Source organism: Burkholderia sp. CCA53 (assembly GCF_001685525.1).
Lineage (GTDB): Bacteria > Pseudomonadota > Gammaproteobacteria > Burkholderiales > Burkholderiaceae > Burkholderia > Burkholderia multivorans.
Map to the genome: position 1 here is coordinate 322,893 of NZ_BDDJ01000001.1, position 13,751 is coordinate 336,643.

Annotated in this window: 14 protein-coding genes and 1 tRNA gene; 9 read left to right on the plus strand and 6 right to left on the minus strand. The window is 65.5% G+C overall.

Going from position 1 to position 13,751, the window contains the following annotated elements:
• Window positions 1–456: 456 nt before the first annotated feature.
• The 5 genes from BCR55_RS01450 (at window position 457) to BCR55_RS01470 (ending at window position 5,943) form a co-directional block, all read left to right on the plus strand.
• Window positions 457–1,371, plus strand: coding sequence for an aldose epimerase (locus BCR55_RS01450; RefSeq protein ID WP_053297400.1), 915 nt, complete (start codon window positions 457–459; stop codon window positions 1,369–1,371).
• Window positions 1,372–1,503: 132 nt separating this feature from the next.
• The gene (locus tag BCR55_RS01455) at window positions 1,504–2,196 is read left to right on the plus strand and encodes a peptidoglycan DD-metalloendopeptidase family protein (RefSeq protein ID WP_006400996.1); all 693 of its coding nucleotides are present in this window, start codon (window positions 1,504–1,506) and stop codon (window positions 2,194–2,196) included.
• 366 nt (window positions 2,197–2,562) lie between these two features.
• Window positions 2,563–4,182 (plus strand): acyl-CoA synthetase, encoded by a 1,620-nt coding sequence (locus BCR55_RS01460; RefSeq protein ID WP_065494065.1) that lies wholly within the window; start codon window positions 2,563–2,565, stop codon window positions 4,180–4,182.
• A 65-nt stretch (window positions 4,183–4,247) separates the two neighbouring features.
• Complete coding sequence (locus BCR55_RS01465; RefSeq protein WP_006405071.1) at window positions 4,248–4,571, plus strand: DUF2288 domain-containing protein; 324 nt, start codon at window positions 4,248–4,250, stop codon at window positions 4,569–4,571.
• A gap of 10 nt (window positions 4,572–4,581) precedes the next feature.
• Complete coding sequence (locus tag BCR55_RS01470; RefSeq protein ID WP_065494066.1) at window positions 4,582–5,943, plus strand: MATE family efflux transporter; 1,362 nt, start codon at window positions 4,582–4,584, stop codon at window positions 5,941–5,943.
• Window positions 5,944–5,947: 4 nt separating this feature from the next.
• On the opposite strand, the gene BCR55_RS32935 is transcribed toward BCR55_RS01470, so the two are convergent.
• Entirely contained in the window at window positions 5,948–6,121 is a 174-nt protein-coding gene (locus BCR55_RS32935) for a hypothetical protein (RefSeq protein WP_175403809.1), read from the minus strand.
• A gap of 132 nt (window positions 6,122–6,253) precedes the next feature.
• Here BCR55_RS32935 and BCR55_RS32940 point away from each other — a divergent pair, with 132 nt between their 5' ends.
• Window positions 6,254–6,424 carry a hypothetical protein gene (locus BCR55_RS32940; RefSeq protein ID WP_006401002.1) on the plus strand — a complete coding sequence of 57 codons (171 nt, stop codon included), beginning with the start codon at window positions 6,254–6,256 and terminating at the stop codon, window positions 6,422–6,424.
• Between the two features lie 215 nt (window positions 6,425–6,639).
• Here BCR55_RS32940 and BCR55_RS01475 read toward each other — a convergent pair whose 3' ends face one another.
• Both BCR55_RS01475 and BCR55_RS01480 read right to left on the minus strand, forming a co-directional pair.
• Window positions 6,640–7,446: a GNAT family N-acetyltransferase gene (locus tag BCR55_RS01475; protein ID WP_006401003.1), complete on the minus strand. Its 807-nt coding sequence runs from the start codon at window positions 7,444–7,446 to the stop codon at window positions 6,640–6,642.
• A gap of 149 nt (window positions 7,447–7,595) precedes the next feature.
• Window positions 7,596–8,057: a histidine phosphatase family protein gene (locus BCR55_RS01480; RefSeq protein WP_006401004.1), complete on the minus strand. Its 462-nt coding sequence runs from the start codon at window positions 8,055–8,057 to the stop codon at window positions 7,596–7,598.
• Between the two features lie 159 nt (window positions 8,058–8,216).
• On the opposite strand from BCR55_RS01480, the gene BCR55_RS01485 reads away from it, so the two are divergent.
• A tRNA-Pro gene (locus tag BCR55_RS01485) sits at window positions 8,217–8,293 on the plus strand.
• A gap of 69 nt (window positions 8,294–8,362) precedes the next feature.
• On the opposite strand, the gene BCR55_RS01490 is transcribed toward BCR55_RS01485, so the two are convergent.
• On the minus strand, window positions 8,363–8,812 hold the full coding sequence (locus BCR55_RS01490; protein WP_244104662.1) for a hypothetical protein: 450 nt from the start codon (window positions 8,810–8,812) through the stop codon (window positions 8,363–8,365).
• Window positions 8,813–9,089: 277 nt separating this feature from the next.
• On the opposite strand from BCR55_RS01490, the gene BCR55_RS01500 reads away from it, so the two are divergent.
• On the plus strand, window positions 9,090–10,055 hold the full coding sequence (locus tag BCR55_RS01500) for an IS110 family transposase (RefSeq protein WP_065494068.1): 966 nt from the start codon (window positions 9,090–9,092) through the stop codon (window positions 10,053–10,055).
• A 222-nt stretch (window positions 10,056–10,277) separates the two neighbouring features.
• Here the strand turns inward: BCR55_RS01500 and BCR55_RS01510 are convergent, their stop codons facing one another.
• Both BCR55_RS01510 and BCR55_RS01515 read right to left on the minus strand, forming a co-directional pair.
• Entirely contained in the window at window positions 10,278–10,526 is a 249-nt protein-coding gene (locus BCR55_RS01510; RefSeq protein WP_006401010.1) for a CsbD family protein, read from the minus strand.
• A 328-nt stretch (window positions 10,527–10,854) separates the two neighbouring features.
• Window positions 10,855–10,986 carry an entericidin A/B family lipoprotein gene (locus tag BCR55_RS01515; RefSeq protein ID WP_035948185.1) on the minus strand — a complete coding sequence of 44 codons (132 nt, stop codon included), beginning with the start codon at window positions 10,984–10,986 and terminating at the stop codon, window positions 10,855–10,857.
• A 659-nt stretch (window positions 10,987–11,645) separates the two neighbouring features.
• Here BCR55_RS01515 and BCR55_RS01520 point away from each other — a divergent pair.
• A complete protein-coding gene (locus BCR55_RS01520; protein ID WP_065494890.1) occupies window positions 11,646–13,751 on the plus strand; it encodes a catalase in 2,106 nt (701 codons plus the stop codon).

Genomic DNA, 13,751 nt, shown 5'->3' on the forward strand with positions numbered 1-13,751 from the left:
CGGACGCTGCAGTGCGCGTCCGGGAAAACGCGCCCCGATTATGCCGAGCGATAATGACTGCGCCAAGGCATTTGACCGCCTGGGGCGGCGATGCACACAAACGCTTGCATTTTGTAAGTAGTTGGAAAGCAAAAGGCCCGCCAATTGCATGGCGGGCCTTTCAGATTCGAAAGAAATCTCGGTCGGATCGCGATCAGCGTCCGAGCTGATAGAAAAACAGAACGGTGCTGCCGGTGAACATGCCGAACAGTGCGATGCCCATTGCCATTGCCAGATCCATGGCGCCTCCTCGAAGTGTCATGACCCGGCAATCTCACCGGTGTATCGAAATTATCCAGAAACCGGACTTTGTGAAAAACTCGCAATTTCCCCGAGAAGGGTTTTCCCGGTCGCGCGGGCGCCCGATAATGTCACGCGCCGTCGCGGCGTCCGTTCATTCGTCCATTTCAATGCGCCATGCCCATCTTCCAGCAACACGAGATTCACGAACTTCATGCCGGTCCGTCCGTCGCCCGCGTCGCGCCGCAATTCGGCGGCCGACTGCTGTCGTGGGAGCTTGACGGCGAGCCCGTCATCTTCTGGCCCGACACCGCCGACTGGAGCCAGCTCGCGCGCGTGCGCGGCGGCAATCCGCTGCTGTTCCCGTTCCTCGGCCGCCATCGCGTCGACGGCGAACTGGGCCGCTGGCGCGATGCGGCCGGCGTCGTGCGCGATCTGCCGATGCACGGCTTCGCGCGCGATCTGCCGTTCGCCGCGCAGCCGTCTGCCGACGGCGCGGCGATCGCGATGACGCTCGAAGCGGACGCGGCGTCGCGCGCCGCCTATCCGTTCGATTTCCGCTTCGAAGCGACCTACCGGCTCGCCGATGCGCACACGCTCGACGTCGCCCTGACGACGACCAACCGCGGCAGCACGCCGCTGCCGTACTACGCGGGTCATCACTTCTATTTCGCGCTGCCGCACGGCGAGCGCGCGACGACGACGCTCGAACTGCCGCCGACGCACCGCCGCGAACAACTCGCCGACGGCTCGATCAGCGCCCCCGAGCAAGGCGACGCACGCTACACGCTCGACGATCCGCGCATCCACGACCGCTTCCACTGCCTCGACCGCACGCCGCCGTCGACGCCCGTGCGCATCGACATGCCGGGCCGCGGCCGCGTCGTCGAGATCGCACTCGACGTGCCGGGCTCGATCCCCTGGTACGCCGTCACGACCTGGACCGAAAAGCCCGAATCCGACTTCTACTGCGTCGAGCCGTGGCTCGGCCTGCCGGACGCGATTCACAACGGCTTCGGCCTGCGCATGCTCGCGCCCGGCGCGACCGAAACGGCGGCGCTGCGAATCTGCGTGCTGCCCCGCGTGAGCTGACGCGACGCTGCGTCGCACCGCTGCCGAACGCGCCCGCGCCCGCCCAAACTGCGGTGCGCGGGTCGAACCCGTTAAAATCTGACGTTTTGTGTCGCCTGCCGCGTGATGCGCGGCAGCGTTTTGCGAGGTTCAATGTTCGGAACAACAACGAAACGACTCATCGCGGCCGGCTGCGCCGCCCTGCTCGTCGCGTGCGGCTCCGCGCCGGTCGGCCCCGGTTTCTACCGCGTCGAGCGCGGCGATACGCTGTACAAGATCGCGCGCGCCAACCGTCAGTCGGTCCAGAACATCGTCCGCTGGAATCAGATCTCGAATCCGGACGCGATCGAAGTCGGCCAGGTGCTGCGCGTCGCGCCGCCGCCCGGCACGACGACCGCGTCGACGACGGGCACCGGCACGGCCGGCCGCAGCCGTCCCGCCCCTTCCGCACCGGTGGAATCCGCGGTAAAGCCGGCCACGAGCATCTCGCTCGTCTGGCCTGCGCCGGGCAACGTGATCCGCAGTTTCGACGGCGCGAAATCGAAAGGCATCGACATCGCGAATAGCGCAGGCACGCCGGTGGTGGCGGCTGCGCCGGGTGTCGTCGTGTATGCGGGCAACGGCTTGCGCGGCTACGGCAACCTGATCATCCTGAAGCACAACGCCGATTACCTGACCGCGTACGCGCACAACCGCGCGCTGCTCGTGAAGGAAGGTCAGTCGGTCGCACAGGGGCAGACGATTGCCGAGATGGGCGATAGCGACAGCGACCGCGTCGCGCTGCATTTCGAACTACGCTACGGCGGCCGTTCGATCGATCCGGCGCGCTATCTGCCGGCGCGCTGAGCACCGGCCGGCCCGTACGCGATGCAATGCGCATCGCGTGCGTTGCCGTCCGCGATCGGGACAAGTCGAGTCAGCGTTTGCGCAGACGTCCGGTGAAACGGCCGGACAGCGGATCGACATGGCGGGCGAATGCCACCAGTGCGCCGATTCCGATCAGGCTGAACCCCGCAGCTATCAGAAGCAAATCCATGGTCACATCACTGTTTTGTCGTGATCTTATGCGCGTTTGTCGAATCGTGCACTGGACCGCCGCCCTCCGGCGAGTTCGCATAATCCCTACATCAGACGCCGTTGTCGTTTCGGGCGCGTGAAAAGGCGATGTAATCTACGTGTCGAATTCGACGATTCACGCCGAGGAGACTTGCGATGCTGCCCGCCGCCGATCGCTACGACGACCTGCTCACCCGCTTCCGGTGGGCGATTCCGGCGCACTACAACATCGGCGTCGACGCATGCGACAAGTGGGCGGACGGCAGCGGCCGCCTCGCGCTGATTCACGAAACGGCGGACGGCGACGTCGCGCACTTCACGTTCGACGACCTGAGGAACGCCTCTAACCGGCTCGCGAACGCGTTCGCGCGTGCGGGGCTGCGCCGCGGCGACCGCATCGCGATCTTCCTCGCGCAGGGCCCGGAAACGGCCGTCGCGCATCTGGCCGCCTACAAGCTCGGCGCGATCGCGGTGCCGCTGTTCACGCTGTTCGGCGCCGATGCACTCGAATACCGTCTCGCGAACAGCGAAGCGGCCGCGCTCGTCACCGACGCGGCCGGCTACGCGAAAATCGCGCCGCTGCGCGATCGGCTGCCGGCGCTGCATACCTGCTACTGCATCGGCGCCGACGCGGCCGACGCGCCGGGCGTGCTGCGCTACGACGCCGCACTCGCGGCCGAATCGCCGGAATTCGCGCCGGCCGACACGGCCGCCGACGATCCTGCGCTGATCATCTACACGTCGGGCACGACGGGCAAGCCGAAAGGCGCGCTGCATGCGCATCGCGTGCTGCTCGGCCATCTGCCCGGCGTCGAGATGTCGCAGCAATGCTTTCCGCGCGACGCGCGGCTGTTCTGGACGCCCGCCGACTGGGCGTGGATCGGCGGGCTGCTCGACGTGCTGCTGCCTTCGTGGCATCACGGCGTGCCGGTGCTCGCGCGCCGTTTCGAGAAATTCGACGGCGATGCGGCGTTCGCGCTGATGGCGCGGCACGGCGTGACGCACGCCTTCCTGCCACCTACCGCGCTGAAGCTGATGCGCACGGTCGAACGGCCGCGCGAGCGCTACGCGCTGTCGCTGAAATCCGTCGCGAGCGGCGGCGAATCGCTCGGCACCGAGCTCACCGAATGGGGACGCGACGCGCTCGGCGTGACGATCAACGAGTTCTACGGGCAGACCGAATGCAATATGGTGCTGTCGTCGTGCGCGGCGCTGTTCGAGGCACGGCCCGGCACGATCGGCAAGGCGGTGCCCGGTCACACGGTCGCGATCGTCGACGCGCACGGCACGCCGCTGCCGCCCGGTGTCGACGGACATATCGCCGTGCGTCGCCCCGATCCCGTGATGTTCATCGAATACTGGCGCAACGCGGACGCGACGCGCGACAAGTTCGCAGGCGACTACCTGCTGACCGGCGACACGGGCGCGATCGACGAGGACGGCTTCGTGCGCTTCGTCGGCCGCGACGACGACGTGATCACGAGCGCCGGCTACCGGATCGGCCCGGGCCCGATCGAGGACTGCCTGCTCACGCATCCTGCCGTGCGGATGGCGGCCGTCGTCGGCGTGCCCGATCCGACGCGCACCGAGATCGTCAAGGCCTTCGTCGTGCTGAACGACGGCCATGTCGGCGACGATGCGCTCGTGCAGGCGCTGCAGGCGCACGTGCGCACGCGGCTTGCCGCGCACGAATATCCGCGCGCGATCGCGTTCGTCGACAGCCTGCCGATGACGGCGACCGGCAAGATCGTGCGCCGCGCGCTGCGTGACGCGTGATCGGCGCACGGCCCGGCCGGCCGGATGGTTTATAGTGGCGCACACGCAGTTTTTCGAAGAATCCGATGTCCTCCGAACACCACTCCGCCGCGGGCGCGTCGCATAGCCCGCTGTACGCCAAACTGCTCGGCGAGACCGCCAAGATCGACTGGTGCGATCTCGAGCGCTTCTTCGCGCAGGGCAAGCTGCTCGCCGTCGCGCGCGATCTCGATCTCGTCAGCGTCGCCGAAGCGATCGCCGGCGACGACACCGATCAGGTCTCGCGCTGGCTGTCGGCCGGGCTCGTCGCGCGCATGCCGGCCGAAACCGCCAGCGACTACGCGGCGCGCAACCCGGAACTGTGGGCGGTCGTCGTGTCGCCGTGGGTGTGCGTGCAGGAACGCGCCTGACGCGTCCGCCATGTCCGATTCCGCTTTACCGCGCGGCACGGCCGTCTCGCACCGGCGCGTGCTCGCGCTCGCGTTTCCGATCGTTCTCGCGAATCTGACGCAGCCGATCCTCGGCGCGGTCGACACGGCCGTCGCCGGCCACCTCGACGGCGCGCAGTATCTCGGTGGCGTCGCGCTCGGCGGCCTGTTCTTCAACTTCGTGTTCTGGGGCTTCGGCTTCCTGCGGATGGGCACCACCGGGCTCGTCGCGCAGGCGCACGGCGCCGGCGACACCGACGGCATCCGGCTGAACCTGCTGCGCGCGCTGATCGTCGCGTTCGCGCTCGGCGCCGCGGTGCTCGCGCTGCAGGTGCCGCTGCTGTCGTTCGCGCTGCGCGCGCTCGGCGGCAGCGACGCCGTGCAGACGACGGCGCTCGCCTACAGCCATGCGCGCATCTGGAGCGCGCCGTTTGCGCTCGCCAACTATGTCGTGCTCGGCTATCTGCTCGGCGTGCAGCGCGTGCGGCTCGCGCTCGTCGCGCAGGTGTTCATCAACGCAGTGAACATCGGCGCGGTGCTGCTCTACGTGTACGGATTCGGCTGGGGTATCGCGGGCATCGGTGCCGCGACGGCGACCGCCGACACCTGCGGGTTCGCGCTCGGCGCCTGGCTGCTGTGGCAGCTGCGGCCGCGCGGGCTGCCGCCGCTCGCCGCGCGCGCCCTCGCCGATCGCGCGGCGCTCAAGCGCCTCGTCGCGCTGAACCGCGACATCTTTCTGCGCACGCTGTGCCTGCTCGGCGCATTCGGCTGGTTCGCGCATCTCGGCGCGAAACAGGGCGACGCGACGCTCGCGGCCAATGCGCTGCTGCTGAACTTCCAGACCTTCATGGCGTACGGCCTCGACGGTTTCGCGCACGCGGCCGAAGCGCTCGTCGGCGCGGCAGCCGGCGCGCGCGATCGCGCGGCGTTCCGGCAGGCAGTGCGCATCACGCTGTTCTGGTCCGCGCTCGGCGCGCTGCTGTTCGCGCTCGTCTACTGGGCGGCCGGCGGCTGGATCGTCGCGCGCCTGACCGATCAGGCCGAGATCCGCGCCGTCGCGCTGCGCTATCTGCCCTGGGCCGCGCTGTCGCCGATCGTGTCGGTGTGGGGATTCCTGCTCGACGGCGTCTTCATCGGCGCTACGCAGACGCAATCGCTGATGCGCGCGATGATCGTGTCGTTCGCGAGTTTCGTCGCGGCGACGTTCGCGGCCGTCGGCACGTTCGGCAACCACGGCCTCTGGTTCGCGCTGCTCCTGTTCATGGCCGCACGCGGCGTGACGCTCGCCCGCTACCTGCCCGCGCTGACGCGCAAGATCGGCGGCGACGCGCCGGTCGCAGCGGCCGCGTCCTGATCGGTCACTGCGCAGTGGGCGGCGGTTCGCCGAGCATCGACGGCGGCGTCATGTCCGTCGGCACGCCGTGATAGTCGACCGGATCGGCCGGAGGATGCCCGCGACGGGCCTGACGGGGATCGCTTGCGCAACCGGCAAGCAGCGACGCGGCCAGCACGGCCAGCGCAAAACGGATCATCGGGTCGACTCCGGAAAGCGGCGCGCCCGCTGCGCGCCGGACCGCCGAGTCTAGCGGATTTCCGGCCTACGGGTCGCGCGCACGATGTCCTACTATGTAGCCATGGCGCTGTGCCGTAGAAAGGAGGCTGCCATGTCCTCTGAAGAAATTGCCGGCCTGATCGGCCTGCTCATCGGCTTGATGGTCCTTGCCGCGCTGTCGTATTTCGAATCGCGCGAATACAAGCGCAGCCACGGCGGCGAAGGGATGATCCATCACTGGATGGCCGAACACCATCTGCTCGACTGGCGGCGCAAGCACTAGGCTAGCCGCCACGCCGATCCGTCCGCCTCGCCGGCGGAACGCTTCCGCGCTTTCGTCGCGCGGTGCGCGCCGTTTGTGTGCGCTTTATATAAGGGGCCGGATCCTACGGCCTTACGTACCGACAAACGAACGCCGTCACGCGGGCCATTGCCGCGCGACGGCGTTCGTTTGTCCGCGCCCGCTCGCCCGTGACGAGCGTCGCGTGAGTCGTCCGCTCAGCCGAGGAAATGCCGCGCGTAGCGCGCGTTGATGTCGGACAGTCGGAACAGCGTCAGGAAATCCGCGCAGTTGAAGTCGGGATCCCATGCGGGCGCGCCGCAGATCTTCGCACCGAGGCGCAGATACCCCTTGATCAGCGGCGGCGGCGCGACGACGGTGCCCGTCTGCAGTTCGTCAACCGGCAGCGGCGTGTGCGGGAACGCGCGATATTCCGTTGCGGTCAGCGCGCTGGCCGGCAGCGACTGGTAGAGATTCGCCGCGTAGTGGCCGCCGTCGGCCATCGACACGCTGGCGCAGCCGAGCATCGTCTCGTAGCCGTTCTGCATCATGTACGCGCCGAGACCGCCCCACAGCGCCATGATCACGGCGCCGCTGCGGTAGTCGCTGTGCACGCACGAGCGGCCGACTTCGACCATCTTGCCGCGCAGGTGCGTGAGACGCGACAGATCGAACTCGCCCTCCGCGTACAGGCGGCCGACACGGGCCGCCTCGTGCGGCGGCAGCACGCGATACGTGCCGACGACCTTCAGCGTGTCGAGATCGCGCACCAGCAGATGGTCGCAGTACGCGTCGAACGGGTCGACGTCGAGACCGGCGGGCCCGCTGACCTGCGCGCCCATTTCTTCGGCGAACACGCTGTAGCGCAGGCGCTGGGCTTCGCGCAGTTCGTCTTCCGTGCGCGCCCACGCGGCGCGCAGGCGGTACTCCGATGTGACGGTTTCAGCAGCGCGCGGCAGATGGCGCCGCGTCGAATCGAGGGGAAGCGAGGCAAAAGGGAGCGTAGGCGTCGGCAGTTCTCGCATTAGGCTTTCCTGGTCGTAAGGAAGAGGACGACATGCCCGCCAATGTAGTAACCAGCCATGACCGTTATGTGGCACGACCGTGTCCGTTCAATGACGTGTCGCCGAATTGACTTTAGCAGAAAGCTTGCAGAACCGTATGATCTAACCCTTCAAACGAGTTCCGGCGACAGCACCGCGCGCAAGATCGCCTGGCGGTCGCCGCCTCGCGAGCGGCTGGCGATCCAGACGATTCCGCCCTTCTTGATGCTCCAGCTGTCGTCGCTGTCCGCGATCAGCCGCGCCGCGACGCTGCCGAGCGTCGGCTGGTGGCCGACGATCATGACCGTCGGCGCGATGCCGTCCGGCCAGCCGGCCGCGGCGAGCACGTCGTCGACGCTCGCGTCTGGCGCGAGCGCGTCGACGGTCCGGTACTGGTCGGTCAGCGCCTCGACGGTTTGCACGGTGCGCGCAGCCGGGCTCGCGAGGATCACGCTGTTCGTCTCGAGCCGGCCGCGCAGCCAGCGCGCCATCGTCTGCGCGTCCTTGCGGCCGCGTGTGGTGAGCTGCCGCGCGAGGTCGTTCGCGGCGTAATCTTCGGCTTCGGCGTGGCGCCATAGGATCAGGTTCATCATCGTTGCGCTCCTTCGATCGGTGGTGCCGTTGTGCGGGAATCGCGCATCATGCGGTCCTGCCGGTACTTTAGCGCCTGTACGGGATTCCATCGCGACGACGGCCGTTTGCACGATTTGATTGACCCGGTGCGTCGTTCGACGATAGAATCGCCGATTCGTCGGAGCGTAGCGCAGCCTGGTAGCGCATCTGATTTGGGATCAGAGGGTCGAAGGTTCGAATCCTTTCGCTCCGACCAAAGGAATCAAGGGGTTACATGCAAAAGCGTGTAACCCCTTTTTCTTTGTCTGGCGTGAGTGTGCGCCATTCACTTCGCCACGACGTCGCGCGCCATGCGTCCGATCAGCGAAACGAGGCCGGCACGAACGATCGTCGCGAGAAGCCGCCGCGGCCCCAGAACCGCGAAGCCCGCCAGCACCACCGCGATCGCCGCGCCGGTCGATCCGACGAGGCTCGGCAGCCGCATCGGAGCATGCCCTGCATTGCTGCCGCCGGAAATCCGCCCCGTCATTCCGACGACGTGGTTCGACGCGGACAGTTCAGCCCGCGTCGCCGCCATCCGCGCGAGCAGCGCACGTCGCCGCGTTTCCGGCGCATCGGCCGACGCTCGTGCCTTCATCCCAGACTCTCCCTGATAGCCCGAACGTCGCGCTGCAATTCCTCTCTCAGTATCGACAAGGTGCCGCGTCGCGCGCTGACGCGCACGGTGATGAAGGAACCGATGGACGCGAGTATCCAGAACGCGGCGACGGCCCACGCAGTCTCGGTGAGGTACGGCGTCCTTGTTGCGGCGACGATCGCCGCCATGCACGCGAATGCGAGGCCGAACGTCGCGCTTGTATGTTCAGTACTGACCAGTACGGTAAAGTCTGGTGGTAGCCAGACGAGACCGTGCAGTTTGCCCCGCGCTTGGGTGTTGGAGCCCGTGACTGAGTACAAAACGCACGGTTGCCGTGCTGGTCTTCCTGAAGCCCGAACGGTTACGCGCGCCATTTACATCGAGTGCGCATGTACAAGCATGGGATCCGAAGATCATGTCTGCTCCTTGTGCCGTAACGGTCGGCATTGACGTCGCAAAAGCTCACGTCGATGTTTCCGTACTGGGTGCCAATCTGGACATCCGTCGATTCAACAACGATGCCGAGGGCCACTCGGCCCTGGCTGTTGCCCTTCAGCCGCTGAACGTGCAGTTGGTCGTGATGGAGGCGACCGGTGGCTACGAGACCGAGCTGGCGTGCGCCTTGCAAGGTGCGGGTTTGCCGGTCGCTGTCGTCAACCCTCGGCAAGCACGCGATTTTGCCCGCTCGATGGGACGTCTGGCCAAAACCGACGCCATCGACGCACGTATGCTTGCCGAACTGGCTTCCGTGCTACTGCGTCGGGACGATCTGTCCCGCTTGCTACGTCCCGTTCCCGACGAGCGGCAGCAGTGGCTGGCTGCACTGGTGATCCGGCGGCGCCAACTACTCACCATGCTCCTTTCGGAGCGACAGCGGCTCCAGATCACGCCGGCTGGTCTGCATCCAAGTCTGCTGGCTATCATTGCCGCCATCCAGGCACAACTCGATGACATCGACGCTCAGATGGTCGCTCATGTACGCCAGCACTTCGGTGAACTCGACCGCCTGTTGCAGTCCACACATGGAATTGGCCCGGTAACCAGCGCCTGCCTGATCGCAGAACTGCCCGAATTGGGCCGGCTCAATCGCCGTCAGATTGCAGCCCTCGTTGGCGTCGCTCCCATTGCTTGCGATTCCGGCTTACGTAATGGGCGACGACGGGTTCAAGGTGGCCGCTTCGCGATCCGTCGCGTGCTGTACATGGCTACATTGACTGCAACACGCTACAACCCCGCCATCAGAGCTTTCTATCAACGCCTGGAGGCCGCCGGCAAACTGTCCAAGGTCGCGCTTGTTGCCTGCATGCGCAAGCTCCTAACCATGCTCAATGCCATGGTCAAAGCCAACACGCCTTGGGACGATTCACTTCATCGGGCTTGACTCGGAAGACGGTTACTCAGTCCGACGACCGCATAAAGGACCATGTCGCGCAAGAACGACTTCCTCGCGACTTCCAGCTCGATCGCTGCGAGCGTGGCGTAGTCAACCAGACGCGCCGCGGAGAAGTGGGCGCTGTTCTGCCATCGTCTGACTCTCGAAAACAAACCCATGACGAGCTCCCCTGAAGACTCCCGCATGCGCCTGCCGCTTCTCTACGGACGATCAGCGCTTCGACCACAACGTGCCGATCAGGAAGCCCACTGCGGCCACCGCCGCCAGCGTCGCGAGCGGGTTGCGCGATGTGACGTCGCGCAGCTGTTCGAGCGCTTCGCCGTAGGTTTCCTGCACGCCGCCGATCACCTGGCGAGCCACTCCGTCCAACTGCATATCGGCGCTGCCCGTGACGTCGCCTACCGCCTCCTGCGCCTTGCCCGCCAGTTTTTGCACCGTGCCCGTCGTCTTTTCGAACATGATCGACCTCCTGGTTTATTTAGGATAACCGGATACATGGACGCCATCGGCTCGTTCCATCGCGAGAGCCAATCGCCATCCCGTATCGCAGTGTAAAGACATCGGGCTCGCTGCATCATGTTCAAATGCGCCAGCCCAGATAGTGCATTTGCACGATCGCCGCCCGCTCTGCGGAATCCGCTGCGGTCAGTGACGAGGTAGAAGGAGGTGAGGCGGCGCAACTGGGGCCGCAATTTTCCGGGCAGTTCGGGCTGCGGCCCGCGGAGCCGCTGCCCGAAACACTACATCCGCTGCATCATCGGCAAGTCGAGCCGATGTACAGCGTCTGTCACTTCGCCTGTTCGGCCGTGTTCGTAATGGCCTTACCGCCGGCCGATACATCCTGCCCGGCACCAGCGATCGTATTGCAGCCCGTCAACACAACGGTCAGAGCCAACACCATCATTGCGATCTTTGCCATTTTCCTCTCCATGTCAGTGTGATTTGCAGTCGCACTTCGTCCACCTGCTTCACCTTCCTTCCACGGCATGACGATGCGTCGCTGCCGACGCCTGGACGTAACGTGCCCGTCAGCCGATCTGGCGCCGGCGCCGCATGGCAGCCGCGACACGAAACATCGCCATGCCACCGTCGAGACACGTACGTTCGCTGTCCTCCTCGGACGTACGCGCGACGCGGAAGGCCGCGTTATTTATAGCACATCGGCCTAACACCAATATTTGAACAATAATTCTCGAAATTATTTAATTTATGAAGCGAGACTCCATTCTCTCCGCAATCAGACGTCAATCCGCCTGTATTTGCCATACCGAATCGCGGCAGCGTGTTCGGCACAGACCGATCGTGCGCGTCCGATATTGAATGTCAACGCAAGCTCATTGACACGCGACTCTGGTACAAGCGCGACGTCGGCGAAACGCTTGCTGCCGGACGATACAACCGCGCCGGCCGGGGCTCCGCGTCCGAATGACACAAGACTCCACCAGTCGAATTTCGGCTTGTGCCATATGGCTACCTAGTGCATTTGCAGGTGTTTCACCGAAGCGAGGCCATGTATATTCAATCAGCTTTCATCTAAATATGGGTTATTTCAACAACCCGATTCAAGGAGAGCTGCGCATGGCAAAGATAGCCAAGAGTCGATCCGATACACGTTCCAATAAGAACAACGAGAACAGCGATAGCCATTTCGGAACGGGAGACGAATTGCATCAGACGGCCGGCGGCAAACATCCCCCTCTGACTTCCAATCAGGGCGTTCCGGTCTCGGATAATCAGAACTCCCTTCGCGCCACCCCGCGCGGTCCGACATTGCTCGAGGACTTCATCCTCCGCGAAAAGATCACGCATTTCGACCACGAGCGGATTCCCGAACGCATCGTGCATGCGCGCGGCTCGGCGGCCCACGGCTACTTCGAGCTGACGCGCTCGCTAAGCCGCTACACCACCGCCAAGCTATTTACCGAAACCGACCGGAAGACGCCGGTATTCACGCGCTTCTCCACCGTCGCAGGCGGTGCGGGCTCGATCGATACGCCTCGCGACGTACGCGGTTTCGCGGTCAAGTTTTATACGACGGAAGGCAACTTCGATCTCGTCGGAAACAACATCCCCGTGTTCTTCATCCAGGACGCGATGAAGTTCCCCGACCTCGTTCACGCGGTCAAAATGGAACCGGACCGAGGCTTTCCGCAGGCAGCGAGCGCGCACGATACGTTCTGGGACTTCATCTCGCTGACGCCCGAGTCGATGCACATGATCATGTGGGCGATGTCGGATCGCGCGATCCCGCGCTCGCTTCGCATGATCGAAGGATTCGGCATCCACAGCTTCCGGCTGATCAACGCCAAGGGCGAGTCGACGTTCGTGAAGTTCCATTGGCGTCCGAAGCTCGGTCTGCAGTCCACCGTGTGGGACGAGGCCGTGAAAATCGCCGGCGCCGATCCGGATTTCCATCGGCGCGACTTGTTCGAGGCGATCCAGCGCGGCGATTACCCGGAATGGGAGCTCGCGGTGCAGTTGTTCACCGACGAAGAGGCCGCCAAATTCCCGTTCGACCATCTCGATCCGACCAAGCTGATTCCGGAAGAACTGGTGCCGCTGACCGTCATCGGGCGCATGGTGCTGGACCGCTGGCCGGACAACTTCTTCGCCGAGACCGAACAGGTCGCGTTCTGCCCGGCCAACATCGTGCCCGGCATCGACTTCAGCAACGATCCGCTGCTACAGGGGCGGCTCTTTTCCTACCTCGACACGCAGCTGTCGCGGCTTGGCTCGCCGAACTTCCATCAGATCCCGATCAACGCGCCGAAGTGCCCGTTCGCGAACCTGCAGCGGGACGGTCACATGCAGGTCCACGTGCCCAAGGGCCGCGTGAACTACGAGCCGAGTTCGCTGATGCCCGACAGTCCGCGCGAAACGCCGAACGGCTTTCGCAGTTTCCCGCAGCAGGCGGACGATGGGGCCAAGGGACGCGTACGCGCGGAAAGCTTCGCCGACCACTATAGCCAGGCCCGGTTGTTCTACCGCAGCCAGACTGCGCCGGAGCAAGCGCATCTCGCTTCGGCGCTGGTGTTCGAACTGTCGAAGGTCGAGACCGGGCACGTACGCACGGCCGTGGTGGGCCACCTTCGGCATATCGACGAGAGCCTCGCGAAACGGGTCGCCGCCGGACTGGGATTGGACGCACTGCCGCCTGCACCGCCTGCCGCCGTGGAGCCGATCGATATGCCGCCGTCGCCCGCGCTGCAACTGATCGGCAAGATGAAGCCCACGCTGCAGGGCCGCTGCGTCGGCATACTGATCGACGACGGAACCGACGCCGCGACGCTGGGCGCGCTGCGCAAGGCAGTCGAAGCGGCTGGCGCGGCGGTCAAGATCGTCGCCCCCAAGGTGGGCGGCGCCAAGCTCAGCGACGGTCGTCGAATCGCCGCGGACGGACAACTCGCCGGCACGCCGTCGGTAGTGTTCGACGCCGTGGCGGTGCTGCTGTCCGCCGCTGCGGGCGAGCAACTGGCAAAAGAGGCGGCAGCCGTCGACTGGGTGCGCGACGCATACGGCCACCTCAAGGCGATCGCCAGCGACGAAGGCGGACAGGCGCTTCTGAACGCCGGCAGCATAGTCGAGGACGCGGGCGTGGTGGCGGCAAGCGACACGCGAGCATTTCTCGAAGCGGCCGCCACGCGTCAATGGGATCGCGAGCCGAAGCTTCGGTTGCTGGCGTGA